Source organism: Coleofasciculus sp. A1-SPW-01, assembly GCF_040217205.1.
GTDB classification, from domain to species: domain Bacteria; phylum Cyanobacteriota; class Cyanobacteriia; order Cyanobacteriales; family Coleofasciculaceae; genus Coleofasciculus; species Coleofasciculus chthonoplastes_A.
Window position 1 is genome coordinate 15882 of the sequence record NZ_JAVJNP010000142.1, and the last position, 21045, is coordinate 36926.

General features: G+C 45.6%; 17 protein-coding genes. 12 read left to right on the forward strand and 5 right to left on the reverse strand.

Annotated elements, in window-relative coordinates:
- Window positions 1-7 precede the first annotated feature (7 nt).
- Window positions 8-556: a hypothetical protein gene (locus RH949_RS21775; RefSeq protein ID WP_446356074.1), complete on the forward strand. Its 549-nt coding sequence runs from the start codon at window positions 8-10 to the stop codon at window positions 554-556.
- Window positions 557-624: 68 nt separating this feature from the next.
- Window positions 625-915 (forward strand): DUF2470 domain-containing protein, encoded by a 291-nt coding sequence (locus RH949_RS21780; protein ID WP_446356076.1) that lies wholly within the window; start codon window positions 625-627, stop codon window positions 913-915.
- Here the strand turns inward: RH949_RS21780 and RH949_RS21785 are convergent.
- Window positions 902-1642: a DUF554 domain-containing protein gene (locus tag RH949_RS21785; protein ID WP_006101569.1), complete on the reverse strand. Its 741-nt coding sequence runs from the start codon at window positions 1640-1642 to the stop codon at window positions 902-904. The genes RH949_RS21780 and RH949_RS21785 overlap by 14 nt on opposite strands.
- A 336-nt stretch (window positions 1643-1978) precedes the next feature.
- Here RH949_RS21785 and RH949_RS21790 point away from each other — a divergent pair, with 336 nt between their 5' ends.
- Complete coding sequence (locus RH949_RS21790; RefSeq protein ID WP_446356079.1) at window positions 1979-2767, forward strand: DUF4058 family protein; 789 nt, start codon at window positions 1979-1981, stop codon at window positions 2765-2767.
- Between the two features lie 440 nt (window positions 2768-3207).
- Here RH949_RS21790 and RH949_RS21795 read toward each other — a convergent pair whose 3' ends face one another.
- The 4 genes from RH949_RS21795 to RH949_RS21810 form a co-directional block, all read right to left on the reverse strand.
- Window positions 3208-3480, reverse strand: coding sequence for a cupin domain-containing protein (locus RH949_RS21795; protein ID WP_446356081.1), 273 nt, complete (start codon window positions 3478-3480; stop codon window positions 3208-3210).
- Between the two features lie 206 nt (window positions 3481-3686).
- Window positions 3687-3989: a YkvA family protein gene (locus tag RH949_RS21800; RefSeq protein WP_446356083.1), complete on the reverse strand. Its 303-nt coding sequence runs from the start codon at window positions 3987-3989 to the stop codon at window positions 3687-3689.
- Window positions 3990-4149: 160 nt separating this feature from the next.
- Window positions 4150-6630, reverse strand: a complete 2481-nt coding sequence (locus tag RH949_RS21805; protein WP_446356085.1) for a toll/interleukin-1 receptor domain-containing protein — start codon at window positions 6628-6630, stop codon at window positions 4150-4152.
- Window positions 6631-6688: 58 nt separating this feature from the next.
- Window positions 6689-7009, reverse strand: coding sequence for a hypothetical protein (locus RH949_RS21810; RefSeq protein WP_446356087.1), 321 nt, complete (start codon window positions 7007-7009; stop codon window positions 6689-6691).
- A gap of 757 nt (window positions 7010-7766) precedes the next feature.
- On the opposite strand from RH949_RS21810, the gene RH949_RS21815 reads away from it, so the two are divergent.
- The 9 genes from RH949_RS21815 to RH949_RS21855 all read left to right on the forward strand — a co-directional run bounded on the left by RH949_RS21815 (window position 7767) and on the right by RH949_RS21855 (window position 21042).
- The gene (locus tag RH949_RS21815; RefSeq protein WP_446356089.1) at window positions 7767-8720 is read left to right on the forward strand and encodes a MotA/TolQ/ExbB proton channel family protein; all 954 of its coding nucleotides are present in this window, start codon (window positions 7767-7769) and stop codon (window positions 8718-8720) included.
- A gap of 115 nt (window positions 8721-8835) precedes the next feature.
- Window positions 8836-9597 carry an ExbD/TolR family protein gene (locus RH949_RS21820; protein WP_446356091.1) on the forward strand — a complete coding sequence of 254 codons (762 nt, stop codon included), beginning with the start codon at window positions 8836-8838 and terminating at the stop codon, window positions 9595-9597.
- 251 nt (window positions 9598-9848) lie between these two features.
- Window positions 9849-12380, forward strand: a complete 2532-nt coding sequence (locus RH949_RS21825) for an alpha-L-rhamnosidase-related protein (RefSeq protein ID WP_446356093.1) — start codon at window positions 9849-9851, stop codon at window positions 12378-12380.
- Between the two features lie 175 nt (window positions 12381-12555).
- Window positions 12556-13971: an aspartate ammonia-lyase gene (locus RH949_RS21830; RefSeq protein WP_446356095.1), complete on the forward strand. Its 1416-nt coding sequence runs from the start codon at window positions 12556-12558 to the stop codon at window positions 13969-13971.
- Window positions 13972-13998: 27 nt separating this feature from the next.
- Window positions 13999-14280, forward strand: a complete 282-nt coding sequence (locus RH949_RS21835; protein ID WP_006101348.1) for a hypothetical protein — start codon at window positions 13999-14001, stop codon at window positions 14278-14280.
- Between the two features lie 28 nt (window positions 14281-14308).
- Window positions 14309-15268 (forward strand): DUF362 domain-containing protein, encoded by a 960-nt coding sequence (locus RH949_RS21840; RefSeq protein WP_006101426.1) that lies wholly within the window; start codon window positions 14309-14311, stop codon window positions 15266-15268.
- Window positions 15269-16479: 1211 nt separating this feature from the next.
- The gene (locus RH949_RS21845) at window positions 16480-17001 is read left to right on the forward strand and encodes an inorganic diphosphatase (protein WP_446356098.1); all 522 of its coding nucleotides are present in this window, start codon (window positions 16480-16482) and stop codon (window positions 16999-17001) included.
- Window positions 17002-17402: 401 nt separating this feature from the next.
- Complete coding sequence (locus tag RH949_RS21850) at window positions 17403-18254, forward strand: MBL fold metallo-hydrolase (RefSeq protein ID WP_446356100.1); 852 nt, start codon at window positions 17403-17405, stop codon at window positions 18252-18254.
- A gap of 688 nt (window positions 18255-18942) precedes the next feature.
- Window positions 18943-21042 carry a ShlB/FhaC/HecB family hemolysin secretion/activation protein gene (locus tag RH949_RS21855; protein WP_446356102.1) on the forward strand — a complete coding sequence of 700 codons (2100 nt, stop codon included), beginning with the start codon at window positions 18943-18945 and terminating at the stop codon, window positions 21040-21042.
- Window positions 21043-21045 lie beyond the last annotated feature (3 nt).

Here is a 21045-nt window from a genome sequence, read left to right on the forward strand (position 1 = left end):
TCATAACATGAGGAAAGTGTCAGCGTTAGCTCAATGTATTCTCGCCCTAGTTTTAGCCATTTGGGGCGTTAAGCTACTATTGCCAGACCGCAATGTATGGGGCAATCCTCAATTTGAAACATTAATGATGCAATGTCAAATTCCATCGACAGAAGCAATCATTCGTTTATATCAGGGAAATGCAGGTGCAACGGTTGCTTATTGGTACTCCGTTACTTTTGATAACGGTAAATTTCCTGGAGAAAAACAGATTTTTCATGCTTATGCATACCCATCTATTAAATCCATTGATTGTCATACTGATGGAATTACTGTGTTTACAGATGAGCAAGACTTTAATTTAACCATTGAACAAATAAAGAATCAATTAATAAAGCAACCCATAGGATTCTATCGGGGAGAACCCCAACAAAAATCTATTCAACCGCTACGGATATTAACGTTGAGTTCTGGAGTATTGTTAGAATCAATCAGTGTCTGGATTTTGAGCAGGAGTTTCAAACAATTTCGTGCTTCCCGACATCCTGGACATCCCCGCAATTCTCGGACTTCGTGAAATGTCCCAATTGCAGCCACACCCCAGTTTGAGAAACAATACAACTATCCCGTATACAAGTAGGAGTTATGTCTGAACAGTTTACCCAACAAGTCAGCGATCGCATCTGTAAGCACATGAACGAGGATCATGGTGACGCGATCGCGCTTTACGCCCGTACCTTCGGGAATTCTCCCGATACGGAGGCGGCTCAAATGCAATCCATTGATGCGACAGGGATGAATTTAATCGCCCAACGTCAGGGTGAGTCGGTTCCCTTACGCATTGAATTTGATCACACCCTCAAAGACTCTGAAGACGCCCATCACACGTTAATTGACATGGTGAAGCAAGCCAGAGGTGCAGCTAAATCAACCTAGCGACGTGATAAATTAACGGAGCGGCTATCAACGCGGGTAAAAAGGACGCAACACGGATGTGGGTCAACTGTAACAGGTTGATTCCCGTCCCCAAAATCATTAATCCCCCTACCCCGGTAATTAGGAGAATGCGGGGATCAGTGGCGGGATCAGGGATTGCTTGCGCCAAGACTCCCGCCACCAGCGAAATTCCGCCCTGATAGACTAGAATTACAATAATCGAAAAACCCACACCAATTCCAAAACTACTCGAAAGTGCGATCGCGGCGATTCCATCCATCACGGCTTTGAGTGTCAGCAAGGTATCGTCACCCGTCAAGCCATTATTCAGACTCCCCAGCAACGTCATTGGACCCACACAAAACAATAAGCTAGCCGCCACAAATCCTTCTGTGAACGCACCACTTCCGCGAAATCGAGTCTTCAGCCAATGTCCCACGGATTGCAGTCTAGCTTCAATTTGCCACCATTCTCCCAGTAATCCTCCCAAGACAATGCTAATCAGTGCCAACACCACACCATCAATGCGCCCTGCTTGCACCTGAGTCATACTCGCCGCCATGGTAACACCCAGAAATAGGGTAAGAAGTCCTACTCCCTGGGTGATAATTTGTTGCATAGGTTTAGGTAAACGGTGCTTGAGTAACAACCCGACAGTAGTACCAATCGCTACCGTTATCACATTAATCCAAGTTCCGCTTGTCTTAGCAAAGAAATCAGTTAGCAAAACATTAACTGTTAACGTTAATAGTGGCGTAGCATACTTAATTTAATACATTAACCATTAGCCCAGAAACCGTAGGGGCGCAAAGACTTGCGCCCGATTCAATGGTAAAATCTATTCCACAATTTTAGCTATGTCAGTCCAGTAGTGCCGTGGCACACTTAATTTGATAGATTAGCTTGGGTTCGTAGTAAGGGCTTCAGCCCTAGATTTTGTTGGGTTTCCTGGCGTCAATCCAACCTACAATCTATCCCACAATTTTAGCTGTGCAACGCCGTTCCCTTACTACGAACCTAATCTAATATAGTATTTAATCCATCTTGGCTCAAGGAGTGTTCTATGGCTTCTCCCTTTCCCGGCATGAATCCTTATTTAGAAAATTCGGCATTTTGGTCAGAAGTACATAATCGCTTAATCGTCAACCTTGCCGACTCCTTAGCCTCGCAAATTCCGCCACAATATCGGGTGGCAATTGAGCAGCGCACCTATTTAAGTGATGCGTCAGATTCAGTTTTGGTAGGACTTCCTGATGTGTCTGTATTTTCTCAACAGAAGAATACCAAACCAACGGCATCAACCGCCACCTATCCCGATACATCTGAAGCTGTAACGGTGACAATGCCTGTACCCGAGCCTATCAAAGAAAGTTATTTAGAAATTCGCGAAATCGCCACCAATTATGTTGTGACAGTGATTGAACTTCTATCGCCTAAGAATAAACGTGCAGGTGAGGGGAGAAAAGCTTACGAACGGAAGCGCAAAAAAGTATTAGCGACGACTGCTCATCTCGTCGAAATTGATTTACTTCGAGGAGGAAAGCCGATGGTATTTTTAGGCGAAGTACCTCTTTCAGATTATCGAATTGTGGTGAGTCGAGGCGATTGCCGTCCTCTGGCTCAATTGTATGCTTTTAGCGTGCGAGACGTGATTCCCTCGTTTCGATTACCGTTACAGTCAGAGGATACAGAACCTCTAGTGGATTTACAAACGTTGTTGAATGGTGTATATGAACGTGCTAGATATAATTTAGCGATTGATTATAATCAAGAACCCGTTCCACCGTTGTCGGAAAAAGATGCGGTTTGGGCAGATAGACTCTTGCGAGAAACAGGGCATCGAAATAATTAAGAATAGGACTTAAACTTGCTTTTACATTGAATCGCAATTTGTAGAAAACTCTTCATTAGCATCCATGTCTATTTAAGTTACAGCCCTCACCCCCAGCCCCTCTCCCACACTTGGGAGAGGGGAGCAAGAAAAGACTTCATTATGATTATTTCCCCTTCTCCCTGGATGGGAGAAGGGGTTAGGGGATGAGGGTAAAATTTTGAGTTTCACGGCATATAATTTTGACCTAACGCGCTGAAGAGTCTGGTATGGCACATAAATGTGTAGGGGCGGGTTTTACTACTATCTTTTCGGTTGCACCCAGATGTGAATAAACTCGCCCCGATTCGTCGGTTTCGTGAGTGTATTTGACAAGTCAGATTACCGTGAGGGTACACAACCAAAAAGGTTACCAATATTGGTTTTCACCTTAAGTAAAACCAAAGCTTCATGAATTTCCCCTACCCTCGCTTATAACCGTAGTACCAACGACTCGTCGTATTCCCCACATTTCTTACCGTATGAGATTCTTTTGCCGGAATCAGCACTTCCTCTCCGACTTGGGGACGAAATGTTTTCCCTTGAAACGATAACTCAATGTCTCCTTCCAAAAGCATCACCAGTTCATCGGTATCGTGGACATAATCTGCCCACACCTGTCCCGGTGAATCTGTCCAAATCCCGCAACTAAAGCCTCGGTTTTGCCAGTCGTTTTTAACAGTAGAATAGTCCATAGTGAACTGACACAGCTAAAATTGTCGAATAGATTGAGTTCGTAGTGAGGGCTTTAGCCCTCTCAAGCTAGGCGTTAAAGCACTAAAGTGCTTACTACAAACAAAGCCCTATTTTAGTTGTGCCAAGCCAGTAGGTTGGGTTGACGCCAGGAAACCCAACCAAAGATAGAGACTAAGGTTCCCTACTACAAGCCTGACAGGATGGGCTATTCGACAGAAACGGATTTCACATCTACCGTCGCTTCCGGTGCGGTACTGGTTTCTTCGGTGACGATTCCCGCTTGGCGAGATTTAGCCAAATCAATCAACCACTGCGACATCTCAGACACCAGCAGCGTCAGCACGACAACATCATCGATTTGCCCGACAATTGGAATTAAATCTGGGGCGATATCAATGGGACTAAACACGTAAAGGATAGTACCTAAAACTATCCACCAACGGTATTTAGGATTGCGAACCGCGTTACGATACCAGTTATATATGGATTGGATTGAAAAATTATTCATCAGTTTTCCCCGACAGCTACCTTTCATCTTGCCAAATTCATCCCGGAACCCCTGGGGGGATAACCCACCTGTTCAGGTGCAGAACTTACACCTACTGACGTGAGGGGGGGAGAGTTTGATGCGACTGGGATTTGCTGGGGATGATCGGAATCGCGCTTTGTTACTGTTTTACATCATCACACAAAGCCTGATCACTCTCTGGGGCGTTGTATTTTAGATAATCCCCAACCCAATCACAAGCTCTGTGCATGAGTACATCTAGGGTTAAATCCTCTAAATTCCACAACCTCACTGTTTTATCCCCACTAGCAGAAGCAATCGTCTTTCCATCTGGGCTGAACACTACGCTCCTGACCAAATTTTCATGACCCGTTAGTCGATTTCGCTCTCTAAATCTGTCCTCATAAATTACCGTCTGCAAGGTTTGATAAATTCGCTGCTCAATCTCCAAGTTTTCTGGATTCGATTTTTTGAGATTCGATTCTTTGAGTAGCGCTCCTGCCCGAATCCCTTCAATCAGAGCATCTAATTTCAGATTTGACTTAACAAGTATCTGGGAAAATCGGCTTAACGCATCAATTTGACCTGCCATCCTTTTTTCTGATTCCTGCAACTGAAATACAGCCAAGCCAGTTAAACCCATCAACCCAATCAAAGCAGTAACCGATACAATGATAATTCGGCGAGCTTGTTTAAGTTCTCGTTTACGGCGACTTTCTTCTTGACGCAAATGAGCCTCTTGCACCGCTAGACTTGCCTGAATAAATGCGTTTTGCAATTCAGTGGCTGAAGGCTTTTTCTTGGTTTTATTCGTTTCCTGTAACCAGTCTTGGGCAATGGCTAATTCATTCCCCCGTAACAACAAATCCTCACTTTTATCCTGCTGCTGCCACTCCAACGCCCGATGTGACCATTTGCTATGCAGGTGAACGTGTTCTCTATCGGTCTCTAAAGCTCTGACCAATTGATTGAAATTGGCATTAAACTCTCGTTGATTTTGATTAAAATCAATCCACTGGGTCTTAGCCAACTCCGGATGTAAATCTGCCGAGTTTACCGGCTGATGTAAGATAGTGACAAAACGTTTACTCAAACTCGCCGCATACTCTACTTCATCTTTACAGTAGGGTGAATTGACCGAACGCGGTGAAAGAATAAACAAAAAGTTATCACAGGCTTTAATCCCTGCCTGAATCTCATGCTTAAAGTCACTCCCCGACGCAATACTTTCCTGGTCAAACCACGTCGTTTTCCCCTGCATCTGTAACGCATCATTCAGCTTTCTTGCCAAGTCTGAATCCGCACGAGAATAAGAGATAAACACATCCAGTGATTCTAAGGGCGGTTGTCGCAGGCTTTCAGTAATGTATTCTTCTTGTAAAGCGATGGGTAGATGATGTGTCCGTTTTTGTGCTACCTTTAACCACGCCTCAGCACTGCGTAAGTTATACCCTCGGAGCAGAATAGTAGGATTCTCGTATTGCTCTTTCCACTTCAGCGCTTTAGTTAATAAAATCTTATGCTCTCGATAATAAGCCTCATCCTGATGCAAAATTCGTAATAACTGACTTTCATCAAGGTGATAATCCTCTTCCTTTACATTATCGGTGAGGTCAATATACTGTAATCCCTGTAGCGCTAACGGGATTTGTTCCACAGGTGTTTCCCGTACTAATACCGGAATAATCCGTTTGTGCAGTGACACCGCCAAGTCTAATTCTTGTTGACAGTAGGTTGAGTTTACGGCGTCGGGTGAAATCAGATACACTAAATTATCTGCCTGTTCAATTCCCCGCTTAATTGCTTCCTCGAAGGCTTCTCCTGTTTTGATATCGGTGGTATTTGTCCACACGGTAATACTTTCTCGCCGTAAACTGCGACGAATCTTTTCCATCGTCGCCTTATCCTCGTCGCTGTAGGCAATAATCACCTGAGTCATCAAGTTATTGGCATTCTTGATACTTTCGGTGATGTATTCGCAATGTAAGTCAGTGGGAAGACAAGGCGGTTGTTCATCTTTAAACCGTATCTTTAACCAAGCTTCTGCCTGTTGTCTCTCTTCGCCAATGAGCAGCCAGCTATGTTGCTTTTGATTTCTCTCCCACTCCAATGCTTTAACTAACAAGTCAGTGTGCTGTTGTACATAGTCTGTATGAGAACGAAGTAGCTTAACCAAGTCGGTTAAGGAGGCGTCAAAATCGTTTATCCCCTCCTGAAAATACACCCAGTTGAGTTTACGGATTGTTGGGTGCATATTCTGATAGCTTTCATGTAATCCCTTTTCTTTATAGGCTTGCCACTCTGACTCTGTACTATTAGGATTACGCTGCTGCCAGGTTTCCTGGCTAATGTCCATAACGTGTAATATAGGAATAATCCGTTTATTCAGCTTTACCGCCAGTTCAATTTCTTTGAGGCAATAGGGAGAGTTGACGGAATGAGGCGCAATGATAAATAGGAAATGACTGGCTTTTTCAATTCCATCATCAATTTGATTCTGGAAGTCTACGGCTAAGGGAATATCATTGAAGTCAAACCAGACGTTAAACCCTTGTTGAGTGAGACGCGCTTGCAGGGTTTGCGCGAAGGCTTTACTATCGGCTCGTCCGTAAGAGATAAAGGCATCAAAAAATGTTGTCATTTCCTGGTAATCTGTCCATAGTTAAACGTCAGGAATACAGCCCTGAATTGGGAGCATGTCACCGTTGTCGTAGCGTGACACACCGAATTGGGTGAATGACGAGTAGGGGCGCATAGAGGTGCGCCCTTTTACCGTACCGATGTGCGTCCAATGTAACCGTAAAATTTATCCCACCATTGTAGCTGTGCCACGCCAGTAGTGGACTGACACAGCGAAAATCGTAGAATAGGTTGTAGGTTGGGTTTCCTTTCGTCAACCCAACGAACTCTAGGGCTAAAGCCCTTACTACAAGCCGGAGCGATCGCACATGTCCAACCTGTAAAAACATTTTGTGTAAAAATTTAGGTTGAATGGTACTGAAATTTTGGCTGGTGGGCAATGCCCACCCTACGGTATATCAAGAGTTTCGGCGATCCCAAAATGCAATTTTTCAGTGCTATTTAATTTAAGGTGAGTAGCGAGCAAGATGCTCGCACTACGAGAATTTTGCCAAATAGCCACCCGTCTCTCCCGAATCCCGCGCTCTAGCCGCGAAAATTAACGTAGTCGCGGAAGTCCTCACCCTCAGTGCCAGCAGGGTGAGGATGGACAGCGGGAAATTGAGTAACGAAATTCCCAAATTCTCCTGATACGCTAAACCTTCTGTAGTACGATGATAATAACCCTCCTAGGTCTACCTTCTAAGGCATGATGCTCAAGATGGTTGGGCTAGGTGTGATAGAGATGTAGTCCTTGCGTGTTAATGAACTCGACCACCGTTCGCTTGTAAGCGTCCAGAAAAGAATAGCGCAAGATGCCTAATGGCATTATTCGGTTAGAACTCTAACCATAAACCGCGAAAACCAAGCGGACTAACAAAATTACCGCCTGTGGAAGACGGGCGACTGCCTGTGGACGCTGAGTAAGACCAATAGAGGGCAACTTTTGGAGGCATCGGCGGACGAAGCGGGAAATCCCAAAGACGAATAAGACCGTCCTTGATGTCAGCTAAGGTTGGGAAGCCCCAACTTCAGCGGATCTTGTTGGGTTACTTCACTCAACCTCTTTGCAAGCGGCGAGAAATCCCTAGAATTGGAGTGGCTTGCATTTTAGCAGGGACTACTATACTAAGCAATCAAGGGAGGTTGAGAATGGATATGGATATTGTTGCGATTATTGAAAAGGGCGGAATCGCTATGTGGCCCCTGTTAGGACTTTCTATCCTAGCTGTGGGGACAATTTTTGAACGCCTGTGGTTTTGGGGGGGAATCCTATTGAAACAAGAGGAAGTCGTCAATCGGGTGCTGGATGCAGCGACTCAAAACTGGCAGGTGGCTAGAGAAATCGCGATGAAATCACGCCGACAACCCGTGGGACGATATTTATATGCTCCCCTACGCTTGATCAGCCCCGAACCGGAATTATTCCGCTTGGCTTTAGAGGGGGCGGCTGATGATGAGTTAGCAACGATGCGACGCGGCGATAAGCTATTAGAAGCAGTGATTGCGCTGTCTCCGCTGTTGGGGTTACTGGGAACGGTACTCGGTTTAATCAACTCCTTAGGCTCTATTACCATTGATCAACTGGGTACAGCTTCCACCGCTGGGGTAACGTTGGGAATCGGCGAAGCCCTGATTAGTACAGCGACAGGACTGATTATTGCAATTACCAGTTTGGCATTTTATCGACTGTTTCAAGCCTTTTGGTTTAACCAAGTCAAAATATTCCGCAAAGCGGGGACAGAGTTGGAATTGCTGTATCGCCAAGATTGGTTACAGGCTGAGGATAGTGATCAAATGCTGAACGATACCTTCCCAGAGAATCACGTTAACGTTTATCAAGAGAGTTTTGAGGTTCCCAAACGCGATCGCACTCCACCCCCAAAACCTCGAACCCAGCAAAAGCCGGATGATCACACTCCCGTCACCAAGGCTAAGGCTACCCTAGACAATAACGTGGCTTCAGACAAGTCTCAACTCCAAGAAACTGATCGCACTCCCGTCACCAATGCTAAAGCCAACCCAGATGATAACGTTGACCCAGATAAGTCTCAAGTCTCGGAAAGCGATCGCACGGCTGTCCCCAACCCCCAAGGAAAGCCAGAAAATTAGAACTCTGATTGTCTTGATATCCTGAGTGCAGCTTGGCAATTAATGCCCATTTCTCACAGATACCAAAGCAGACATCATCAACCCGTACAGTTTGCCCGATTTTGACCTTTAAATAATGACAACACTACGCCAGCCCCCCCAGCAGCGAACCAAAAAACAACGCGCCGCTTTTGTCCCCCCATTACCCCGCCCCTTAAACTTGCGGATGGATTCCCCCACGGAAGAAGTTCGCATCGAGATCGTACCGCTAATTGATGTTATCTTCTGTATCCTGACCTTCTTTATCCTGGCAGCCGTGGGGCTATCGCGCCAACAAGCCATTAATGTGGATTTACCCAAAGCCAGTACCGGAACTTCCCAGGGACGACAAATTCTGATGATCAGTCTAAATGAATTGGGGCAAGTGTATGTGGAAAAAGAGGAGATGATCACTCAAGAGAAGTTTATCCAACAACTCCAAGCTTACAAACAACAAAACCCCAGTGGCGTGTTTGTCCTCTACGCCTCCCCCAATGCTATGTATAACGAAGTTATACAAGTCTTAGATTTATTGCGGGAAGTTGGGGGCGATCGCGTGGCGCTAGCTAATTCACCCGGACAATCGCCGCAATTTCCGGGAACGAATCCCATGTCTCCGCCAACTGGAGTCCCCGAATTTAACCCCAATCCCGGACAACTGCCAATGAATCCGGATGGCACATTTAATCCTAATTTGCCGCCTCCATTTCCAGGGATTCCGGGTCAATCTCAATTTGGATTACCCCAACCGAATCCAGGGGGTTTATCACCTGATCCTGGACAATTCCCCATCAATCCTGGTGGTTCGGTGCCACCCAATTCTGGCACACCCACGTCACCGCAGCCGCAAGGGGAATAGTTAGGGAAGCTGGGGGAGCAGGGGAAGCAGAGGAAGCAGGGGGAGCAGAGGGAGCAGGGGAAGCAATGATATATTTTCCCTGATAGCGGCGTAAGGGTTTTATACCAAATCCAGGTTAGCTACCCCCCTTATAATCCAGTCCGCGCAGGCGGATTTTGTTTGTGTAGCAACGATTTCAATCGCCTCCTCTTGCAGGGGGTAATAAAGGCGGATTTGGTATTAATGGGTTTTATTCTCTTTACTTTCCAGCTATGAAAAATCTATCAATTTTATTGTCTGAAGAAACTGAAGGAGTAGAAGTATTACAAGAAAAAGAAAGTTGTTATCAATCAAGCTTTACTGTTGAGCATACCGCAGAAACAAAACAATTTTTTATCCAAACCAATGCACCTTTTCAAACTAAATTTAATAGTGATGAGCAACGTCGAAGTTATCAGGACTATTTAGTCAACCCCCGGCAAATTGCCGAATCAAAGGATTATCCTACCCTACATAGCAATCATACCTGGTTTGATGCCCTTTACGCTCTAGCCCTAGACGAAGTTCGTCAATGTTCTGTGTCTGAAATTAAAAATAATGCCTATTGTAATGGACAAGGGATTCCTGCACCTGAAGGAGGCTATTTTGAGACAGGCTTATTCTGGACTTATATTTGGACACGAGATATTTCCTATGCGGTGCATCTGAGTTTAGCGACTCTTGATCCCATTCGTTCTTTAAATTCTTTGAACTTTAAACTCTCTGAAATTCGAGCAGGGGGTAACCAGCAAATTATACAAGATACAGGTACAGGAGGTAGTTATCCCATATCAAGCGATCGCGTGGTTTGGTCGTTTGGTTGTCAGGCTTTGTTACAACAACTTCAAGGTGAGACAAGGAAAGACTTTGCCCGTTGTGCTTATGCAGCACTCAAAAATACAATTGAACAGGATCGCCACGTCATTTTTGATTGCCAAGATGGGCTTTATCGCGGAGAACAGTCATTCTTAGATTGGCGAGAACAAAGTTATCCTCAATGGATGGCTGAAGATCCGGTAAAAATTGGCATGTCAAAAGCCCTTTCGACGAATTGCTGTCACTTTAATGCCTTACAGTTAGCGGCTTCTCTGGCTGGAGAATTAGGTCATAATTCTGAACAAATAAAGTATAGTCAATGGGCGCAGGATTTAGGTCAAGCCATCCGCACTCACCTCTATTTACCAGAATCCAAACTCTACTCTAGCTTTATCACGACAACCTTTGCTCCAGGGGCTGCCCATCAATACGATTTATTAGGTAATGCTTTGGCTATTTTACTGGATATTGCCGAGGAAACACAAGCCGATCAAATTGTTTCTAATTACCCCCATTTCCCTAAAGGGGCTGCGGTTATTTTTCCTCAACAAAGGGATACTCTGATTTATCATAACCAAGCCATTTGGCCCTTTGTTACCGCTTATTGGCTGAGGGCAGCTAAAAAAGTCGGAAATGCTCAAGTTGTAAGCCTGGGAATGAGTTCCTTAGTTCGCGGTGCAGCTTTGAGTTTATCGAACATGGAAAACTTTGATGCTGTAAGTGGAAGGGTTGAACTAGATACTGAACCCAAAGAACCGCCCGTAAACTCACCCCGTCAATTATGGTCAGTAGCTGGTTATCTGTCCATGATCTATGACATTATTTTTGGACTTTCTTGGACAGATTCAGGAATTCACATTTCCCCTTATATCACCCGTGAATTTCGTAACTATCTCTTACCCAAATCAAATAAGTTAGTTCTCAATGAGTTTCCCTATAAATCACATAAACTGAATATTACTGTTCATTTACCTCCTGTGACGGAACAGATAGAAGGGGCTTATGCCGTTGAAGAAATTCGTCTGAATGGACAAAGAGTCACCTCTGACATTACAGAGGCAATGCTTGATAAAATAAGTAATATAATCGAGGTGGATTTAGAAGAAGCAGACTCAAAAAATAATTCAATTAATATAGTTGGTAATCTGGAAGATTATAGATATAGGTTTGCCCCTCGACCGCCTATCATTGAATCGATCACGGCTATAGAGAATCAACTAGAGATTAAATTTAATCTGAATGGCGAAAATCCGGATGAAGTTACGGTTAATATTTATCGAGATGGACAATTAATGGCTAGGGGACTCTCCGGTCATCTGACAACTTGGCGAGATCCAAACAGTGAGGGAAGGCGATCGCCTAGCTATTGTTATAATCTGGAAACGATTTACACCAACACAGGCACAATTTCCCAACGTTCTCATCCCTGCTGTTATTGGGGGGCTAATAACCATCGAATTTATTCTATTAATGCTGACCAATTTTCCGCGATCGGGGGTCAACTTTCTGAACGTCATGGCAGACAACATTTGGAAAATTGGGGCGAATCGGGACATCGGATTACAGTTCAGATCAAAGCTCAGTTTAGTGGCGCTCACGCGATTCAGGTAGTTGCCGGAAATGGAGCCGGATCGATCAATACAGGGATAACTTGTGGGGTTAAACATTTGCAAATGACGAATTCACAAAACAATCAAGTTGTGGCAGATGGTTATCTAATCATGCCCCATCTTGGCACTTGGGATCGTTGGTTAGAGTCTTCTGTCATTTTTACTCAAGTAGACTTAATCGCTAACCAAAATTACGAAATCAATATTTTTGGCGATGAGCAAGCCATTAACATGTCAAGCTTTGCCCATAATGCCAACTATACAGGGGGTAATGGGGGACATTCAGGACCTTACAATTATGTGAATATCGCTCAAATTAAATTAGCGGCATTATCTTGACCGAAAAAGGACATAAATTCTGTCCGCTGTTCTAAGAAATATTAAAAAGCCTCAAATCCTTACTGTTCCCTGTTCACTGTTCCCTGTTCCCTGTTCCCTGTTGCCTCAATTTGATGATAAAGTTTTCTCAAACCAACCCCGCCTACGTGAGAGAGTGTTCAGTTTTGAGTGACTTATGAGCGATCAATCCAGTGCCGGATATCGAATCGAACGGGATTCCATGGGGGAACGACAAATCCCCAACGATGCCTACTACGGGATTCAAACCCTACGGGCGATCGAAAATTTTCCCATCAGCGGGATTAAACCCTTACCCACCTATATCGACGCCTGTGTGCTGATCAAAAAAGCCACCGCGATCGCGAATGGTAATCTAGGCTGTATTCCCCAAGAGATTAGCCAAGTGATTGTCCAAGCGGCGGATGAAATCCTCAAAGGGCAATGGCGCGATCAATTTGTCGTCGATGTTTACCAAGCGGGTGCTGGCACATCCCACCACATGAATATTAATGAGGTGCTGGCAAATCGGGCATTGGAAATTCTGGGCGATGAGAAGGGGAACTATAAACGGGTTAGCCCCAATGATCACGTCAATTATGGACAATCCACCAATGATGTCATCCCCACGGCGATTAGAATTGGGGCGCTGTTGGCGTTAGAACATACCTTGTATCCCGCCCTATCTGATGCGATTACCGCCCTGGATAATAAAGGCGATGAATTCCAAGATGTAGTTAAATCGGGCAGAACCCATCTCCAAGACGCCGTACCAGTGCGCCTGGGGGAAGACTTTCGGGCGTGGGCGCAAATTCTCACTGATCATACCACTCGGATTGAACGGGCGTCGGAAGATTTAATGGTACTGGGGTTAGGTGGAAGTGCAACGGGAACCGGATTAAATACCCATCCCGACTATCGCCATCAGGTTGCCCAAATTCTTGCCCAACTGGTGGATCACCCTCTCAAATCAGCCCCCCATCTCATGGCGGCGATGCAAAGTATGGCACCCTTTGTGAATGTATCGGGCAGTTTACGGAATTTGGCACAGGATTTAGTCAAAATTTCCCATGACTTGCGGTTAATGGATTCGGGACCTAAAACCGGATTCAAGGAAATTCAACTTCCCCCAGTACAGCCGGGATCATCGATTATGCCAGGAAAATATAATCCAGTGATGGCGGAAATGACTTCGATGGTATGCTTTCAGGTGATGGGGTATGACAGCGCGATCGCCTTGGCTGCTCAAGCGGGTCAATTGGAGTTGAATGTGATGATGCCGCTGATTGCCTATAATCTAATTCACAGTATTGAAATTTTAGGCAATACCCTATCTGCCCTAACCCAAAAGTGTCTAACCGGAATCACAGCCCGACGCGATCGCTGTTTGGACTACGCCGAAGGAAGTCTAGCATTAGTTACCGCCCTGAATCCCCACATTGGGTATCTCAACGCGGCGGCTGTCGCCAAGGAATCTCTGGAAACAGGCAAATCTCTACGAGAAATCGTACTCGACAAAGGATTGATGAGTGCTGAAGACTTAGCCAAGGTACTCGATCTTGATAAAATGAGTGCCTTGTCATCTAACGAATGACAAAGGACATAAGACAAAGGACTAACCATGCAAAGTCAAGATAGTTTTACCCAAATCACCTTGCATTACATCAATGGCGAAACCGAATCCTTTGATATTCCGATGACGCCAGAAGCCTTTAGCGAACAACTTGCTGATTTCCTCAGTCAACCGTGGTTAACCCTGCATCTGTTCGATCAAACGGTGATCATCCTGACATCTCAAATTGTCAAAGTGGAAGCGACACCCCAGCTAACTCAACTGGAAGGGGATGGGGTTTTCTTCGATTGTCAACGAGTCACGGCTCTGTCCCGTGGCGCGAAGGTCTAAGATAAACTAAAGCTATTTCACAATGCCTATGTCTAGCGTTAGTTTAATTCGGGCAGATTCCTATAACCAACAGCCATTGAGAACCGCCGTAGAAACCTTGCTGGAACCGTTGGGCGGGATTAGGGCATTTGTCAAAGTAGGCGATCGCGTCCTCCTCAAGCCTAATCTGCTGACGGCTGGACGTCCGGGAAAAGAATGTATTACTCGCCCCGAACTGGTTTACACTGTTGCCGAGTTGGTCAAGGAAGCGGGGGGTCAACCGTTTCTAGGTGATAGTCCCGCCTTTGGTACAGCTAAGGGGGTAGCACAGGCGAATGGCTATTTGCCAATGATGGAGGAACTTAACATACCCATTGTCGAATTCCATGGTCAGCGTTATCAAACGGTTAGCCATACCTTTAACCACCTGCGCCTGTGTAAAGAAGCGATGGATGCCGATGTGGTGATTAATTTACCCAAGCTGAAGTCTCACACCCAGTTAACTCTGACGCTGGGGGTTAAGAATTTATTTGGCTGCGTCCCTGGTAAAATGAAAGCCTGGTGGCACGCTGAAGCAGGTAAAGATGCCTTGCGGTTTGGGGAAATGTTAGTGGAAACGGCGCGGGCAATTAATCCCAACTTGACGATTCTGGATGCGATCGTCGCTCATGAGGGCAATGGTCCGAGTGGGGGTGAACCCCGACGCTTGGATACCCTAGCGGCGTCGGCGAATGTATTTGCTTTGGATTGTGCGATCGCGAATTTACTCAATGTCGATCCGACTCAAGTCCCCACTCTAGCCGCCGCGATGAAATTGGGGTTAAGTCCAACTCTGGACACTTTAGATTTTCCTCACCTGCACCCAGCCGATATCAATGTACTCGATTGGAAGTTACCGGATCGGTTAATGCCGATTGATTTTGGGATGCCTCGCCTGATTCGCTCCACATTTAAGCATTTTTACATCCGGTGGATCAAAGAACCAATGGGCGTGTATGCTCATCGCTAATGTGATAATTGTCGTATCATTTTTGAGCAAAATTTAACATTGAAAACTCAAAAAGGAATTATTTGGTAAACATTGTTACAGTCCTCCAAGAAGGAAAGAACGTAATCTAATACTACCCTCCGATTGCTTAATTCCACCGCCTAGTGTTAGAGGCGGTTTTTTGTATTTTCTGACTGGAATTAGACTAGATTAGGTGTTTACGGTTAGGTTTTTAGTTAGGGGAATTAAATGTAACCTATGATACGTAATCCCTAATCAATAGAGTTTTATTAAGCTGACTTTTTACAGTATTTTTTGCTGAAAAATATGGTAAAGTTGGAAAGGTCAAGTTGTGAGTTTGAGTCAACTCACCATTCTTTCGATCTTCTGGATTAGACGTTGTATCCCTACGCTAACGTACCGTTGGACTTGCCGAGCTTGACTAAGTCTCTTCCTTGTCTCCTTTGTCTCCTTTCTAACAGAGGGTCAGAAACTTCTGCAAGGATGCACGAGAACTCACCTCAATCTGTCTCGTCAATCTGTCTAAGGTCAGTTGTTTTGGGAAAACAGATGTCCTAAGTCGTAAAATGTAAGGTTTTATGCGAATTGTTTACTAGAAAACAATTATTGAGAAAAAAACTTGTTAAAATAGACGCCATGGGGTTTATAGTTTACCCCATTTTCAGATAAATTCTCAATTGACTCAAGTTCCGATCAAAACCTCATTTATGGAATCAAGCGGCTCGTCTGCCAACTCTTCTGAACCCCATCCTCATAGGTGGGCAGAAATTATAGGTGCGGTAATGGCTTTTTTAACTCTGACCTTACCTTTCTTAGCCATTGCTTATTACTCGTCTGGCAGCTTAGATGTTTTACCGACAACACCCTACTCACTGCCAAGGTCAGAAATAAACAATTGGCAAAATTCTTAAATAACAAAATAACGATGAAATAATCAATAAAGACTTAATCTAATCGAGAGTCTTTTGGCTGATACCAAATCTGATGATGTCACCCCCGTTTCAACTGGGGTACTTTTCTTCTATCCCACCTGTCCTGGATGATGTAGGGATGGACTCACAGCCAATGAGAGCCAATTTAATGTTAATGGGGCTGTTCCCCCTGCGGGAAGATGTCAGCAAAGTTGTATAACAGAAAAGGCAGTGTGGGGAAACGTCACCCTTGGATAGTTTGGTTATCCCCATCTGCTGTGTCGCTTACACCATTTAGTCATGGATTTATCACGCATTGTAAGTCAACCCAAACCGGGACTGATCAACGTTTTAATCGAAATTCCAGCCGGGAGTAAAAACAAGTACGAGTACGACAAAGATTTACAGGCTTTTGCCCTTGATCGGGTCTTATATTCCTCGGTGCAATACCCTTATGATTACGGCTTTATCCCGAACACCTTAGCCGATGACGGCGACCCCCTTGATGGTATGGTGATGATGGATCAGCCCACCTTTCCGGGTTGTGTGATTACCGCTCGTCCCATTGGTATGCTGGAGATGATTGACTCGGGCGATCGCGACGAGAAAATCCTCTGTGTTCCTGACAAAGATCCACGCTATGCTCAGGTGAAATCCCTTAAAGATGTTGCCGAGCATCGGTTGGATGAAATTTCTGAATTTTTCAAGACTTACAAAAATCTGGAGAAAAAAGTCACGGAAATTCTAGGCTGGAAGGATATCAAGGAGGTTATGCCACTGGTTGAGAAGTGTGTCGCCGCCGGGGAAAAGGCTGGCAGATAGTCCAGTAGCCTCAGTAGGGGTTTGGGAACCCAACCCCTACTCATCGCTTTTTGTGACAGAACTCACAAGTCAAGTCCACCAAACACGCTAAAATTAACAGACTTGAGAGAAACTTCCTGATCGGAATCAGGGTGCTAGAAAATTCAACCTAGGGGAAAGCTATAAATTCATCGCTGTTTTTGTACTGGCTCTCCCAACCAAATTTCCTTTAAAAATACCTAATTTGCTCCCTTGGACACAAAAGCCTTAGCGACTATCTCACCGAAAGTACCCTTATCTGAGTATCATATAGTGGAAATTGCTTGGTGTGAAGCTTGGCTAAGGGCAGCTCACTTAATTGAACGATGCCAGATTCTGATCCAGCGTCACCCAGTCCCCGCACATCTAATGTTATAGCCAACATGGTAACTGGCCCTACCGTCAATTTTGTTGTCCAATTTTGGGGCGTTCGAGGTAAAGTTTCGGCTCCAGGAAAAGAAACGGTACGCTATGGTGGCAATACCTCCTGTGTAGAAATGCGTGTCGGTTCCAAACGCCTAATTTTTGATGGGGGGAGTGGTTTGCGACTTCTCGGCAACCATTTACTCCGTCAAATGCCCCTAGAAGCTTACCTCTTCTTCACCCACTGCCACTGGGACAGCATTCAAGGATTTCCATTTTTTACACCTGCCTTTATTCCCGGCAATTGTTTCCACATCTATGGTGCAAGGGCGGCGAACGGAGAATCAATCGAAAAGCGCTTAGGGCGGCAAATGTTAGCGCCTAATTTTCCTGTTCCCCTCCAGGTCATGCAATCGGAGCTAAAATTTTACGAACTGGGTTCGGGTGATAAAATCACCGTGGATGATTTGGTCGTTGAAGTCGTCTTACTCAACGCTGCATCCCACTCAATGGGCTACCGAGTCACCTGGAATGGTCATTCTGTCGTCTACGCGATCGCTCACTCCCAATCGCCGGATCAACTGGATCACAATTTGTTGCACTTAGCCCGCCATGCTGACTTGCTCATCTTGGATGCTCCCTGTACTATTCGTGCAGATGATTCTCTAAAACCTTCGCCTTTAGACTGGCAAGACCAACTCTGGCAAACCGGTTTAGCTACAGCTAAAGCCGCAGGAGTTAAACGAATTGTCATGTCTCACTACCATCCTGACCATGATGATGAGTTTCTTGACTGGATGGAATCCCAAGTGAAATCGGTCTTTCCAAATGACGTACTGGCTCGTGAGGGTATGGTTATACAAGTCTGTTAAGCGGAGAGATTTTGACACTTTAAGTAAAATAATTTATATTAACGTAATTTATTGGGATTTGAGCCAGGACACACTCACTCAAATCTCCCATTGGCGTTATCACCAAACAAGATAAGAAAATTAAAGCGTACTGAAAAAGTAACGGAGTAGGTTCACGAATCAAACGCTTCATCACATCAGGGGCTTAACAGCAAATAGTAAGCTGATATCGCCAAGCGAGTCGCTTTAGATCAGTAAGTTGGTGGAAATAACCCCAACGGGGTTAACGTTTGTAAACATTCCTCAAATCCTTACATAACGTAGCTTGCTTCTCGCTCAAGCGAGTATGACTATCGCCGCCGTTAACTTTGATTTTTCCCACCTACTTAGTCTTACCACTCCGCCAAAGTTGCCAGTCTCCTAGTGCAGCGGGCATAAAAATACTTGAGCAACTTCGTAGATACGATGAAGCAGGGGGAGCAGAGGGAGCAGGGGAAGCGGGGGGAGATATTAGCTGTTCAGTTATTTCTGCCTTCTTGCACTAGGGTGTTACGACAGAAGCGAGACGATTAATGAAAATAGGTGTAGAATCTTTGCCATGCCTGACTACTCGTGGTCGATCAAAAAGATGACTATATTCATGAGCCGCGATAATTGTCTCACCCTGGTTCTCGATAATTAGCCTCTTTATTTGTTACAAATGAACAAGATGATTGGTGTTAATTCCAACGGGCAAATTCTATTCACTTCTATCGCAGTATTGTGGGCTGCGTTTTGGCTAACTCCCTCGGTCAACGCTCAAACTCTGCCTATCCTCACAAACACTAAGTCTTCAGCCGATCAGGGCTTGTCTCTCACAAAAGCAGAAGATTCCATCAAGGCAGAAGGTAGAGAACAGAGGACAGCAGGTAAGCAGTCAGGTGGCAAGGTCGAAGGACATGATAACTGTTTAGGCGGACATGAGATCAGCCATTCAACCCTCAGTCAGGGCGGGTTTTGCCCAAACGTTACTATCCATAGCCAAACGACAGTCCCTAAACCCGCCCCTAAAAACCCGGTTCCCGATGCACCTAGAGTTGGGTCAACACTCAACACCCAACACTCAACATTCAACGCTCAAGTTCCCGATCGCACCACTCCCCGTGACAGTCCCTCAATTCCAGAACTCCCTCCGCCTCAAGACATTGAGCCACCGCCTCCCTCAAGGCTGCCAGAAACTACGCCGTCTCCGACATTACCTCCCCCCGAACAGCTTCTAGACCCTGAATTAGCGCCAACAACGCCTGATGAGACACCTGAGACACCGGAGGGGGCGCAAATTACTGTAAAACAATTTGAATTCACAGGCAATACCGCCTTTAGTGATCAAGAGTTAGCCGAAGTAACCCAGGAGTTTACGAATCGCCCGATTACCTTTGCGGAACTCCTCAATGCCAGAACTGCTGTTACCCAGTTGTACGTGGACAACGGCTATGCCACATCTGGTGCCTTCATTCCGCCTCAACCCCTAACCCAAGACACCGTAACCATTGAAATTGTAGAAGGTGGAATTGAAGAGATTCAGGTGAATGGGCTGCGCCGTCTGCGTCCCAACTATGTGCGATCGCGCATTGCCGTTGCTAATCCCAAACCCCTGAATGTACCGCATCTACTAGAATCCCTGCGTCTTTTGCAACTCGATCCCCTGATTGAAAATGTCTCGGCTGAACTCTCGACGGGTTCTGGACCTGGTACCAGTTTACTCATTGTTGATGTTATTGAAGCCAACACCTGGAGTTACCAACTGATTGCCAACAATGGTCGTTCCCCTAGTGTGGGTAGCTTCCGGCGCGGGGCGTCTATCACCCAAGCCAATTTACTCGGATTCGGCGATGGCGTAACCCTCAGCTATACCAATACCGATGGTAGTGACGAGATTGAATTTAACTACACCCTACCCGTTAATCCGCGCAATGGCGAGGTTAGCTTTAGCTTTAGCAATACCTCCAGCGAGATTATTGAAGATCCATTTAACTTTCTCGATATCCAATCTGACTCCACCAGTTTTGACCTCACCTTTCGTCAACCCCTCCTGGAAACGCCAACCCAGCAATTGGCAGTGGGTTTAACCGCGTCCCGACGCAATACCAAAACCGTTTTCTTAGAAGAGTTGGTGGGAGAAGAAGTGGGTTTTCCCTCGCTGGGTGCTGATGAGGATGGACGGATTCGGGTTTCAGCCCTACGATTCTTTCAAGAGTGGACTCAACGAGGGGCAAGTGAAGTCTTTGCCCTACGCTCTCAGTTTAATTTGGGTCTGGGTATCTTTGATGCCACAGTCAATGATGATGAGCCGGATAGTCGCTTCTTTTCCTGGCGGGGTCAAGCCCAGTGGGTAAGACTTTTAGCCCCGGATACATTACTGGTGCTTCGCGGTGATCTTCAACTGGCGGCTCAAGATTTGTTACCCGTTGAGCAGATTGGGTTAGGGGGTTTAGGGAGTGTGCGCGGCTATCGCCAAGATATTCGACTCACGGATAATGGTGCCTTTGCCTCGGCGGAGGTGCGGCTGCCCATTTTACGCATTCCTGAGTGGGACGGTATTTTGCAGGTTACTCCCTTTGTGGATGTTGGCACAACCTGGAATAACGGCGAGATCGAAGATCCTGACCCCAGTAGCTTGGCAGCGTTAGGGTTGGGACTACAATGGCAACAAGGCGATCGCATTACCGCTCGCTTAGATTGGGGGATTCCCCTGATTTCAGTCGATTCGGAGGATGATACTTGGCAAGAAAATGGCGTATATTTTTCGATAACGATTAATCCGTTTTGATAA

What these genes read in the sequence shown, in the direction of transcription:
- RH949_RS21820 (WP_446356091.1), top strand. Translation starts at nt 8,836, where the DNA reads ATGACAACACTACGCCAGCCCCCCCAGCAGCGAACCAAAAAACAACGC.
- RH949_RS21845 (WP_446356098.1), top strand. Translation starts at nt 16,480, where the DNA reads ATGGATTTATCACGCATTGTAAGTCAACCCAAACCGGGACTGATCAAC.
- RH949_RS21855 (WP_446356102.1), top strand. Translation starts at nt 18,943, where the DNA reads ATGATTGGTGTTAATTCCAACGGGCAAATTCTATTCACTTCTATCGCA.
- RH949_RS21775 (WP_446356074.1), top strand. Translation starts at nt 8, where the DNA reads ATGAGGAAAGTGTCAGCGTTAGCTCAATGTATTCTCGCCCTAGTTTTA.
- RH949_RS21830 (WP_446356095.1), top strand. Translation starts at nt 12,556, where the DNA reads ATGAGCGATCAATCCAGTGCCGGATATCGAATCGAACGGGATTCCATG.
- RH949_RS21800 (WP_446356083.1), bottom strand. Translation starts at nt 3,989, where the DNA reads ATGAATAATTTTTCAATCCAATCCATATATAACTGGTATCGTAACGCG.
- RH949_RS21780 (WP_446356076.1), top strand. Translation starts at nt 625, where the DNA reads ATGTCTGAACAGTTTACCCAACAAGTCAGCGATCGCATCTGTAAGCAC.
- RH949_RS21815 (WP_446356089.1), top strand. Translation starts at nt 7,767, where the DNA reads ATGGATATTGTTGCGATTATTGAAAAGGGCGGAATCGCTATGTGGCCC.
- RH949_RS21795 (WP_446356081.1), bottom strand. Translation starts at nt 3,480, where the DNA reads ATGGACTATTCTACTGTTAAAAACGACTGGCAAAACCGAGGCTTTAGT.
- RH949_RS21850 (WP_446356100.1), top strand. Translation starts at nt 17,403, where the DNA reads ATGGTAACTGGCCCTACCGTCAATTTTGTTGTCCAATTTTGGGGCGTT.
- RH949_RS21835 (WP_006101348.1), top strand. Translation starts at nt 13,999, where the DNA reads ATGCAAAGTCAAGATAGTTTTACCCAAATCACCTTGCATTACATCAAT.
- RH949_RS21805 (WP_446356085.1), bottom strand. Translation starts at nt 6,630, where the DNA reads ATGACAACATTTTTTGATGCCTTTATCTCTTACGGACGAGCCGATAGT.
- RH949_RS21825 (WP_446356093.1), top strand. Translation starts at nt 9,849, where the DNA reads ATGAAAAATCTATCAATTTTATTGTCTGAAGAAACTGAAGGAGTAGAA.
- RH949_RS21840 (WP_006101426.1), top strand. Translation starts at nt 14,309, where the DNA reads ATGTCTAGCGTTAGTTTAATTCGGGCAGATTCCTATAACCAACAGCCA.
- RH949_RS21790 (WP_446356079.1), top strand. Translation starts at nt 1,979, where the DNA reads ATGGCTTCTCCCTTTCCCGGCATGAATCCTTATTTAGAAAATTCGGCA.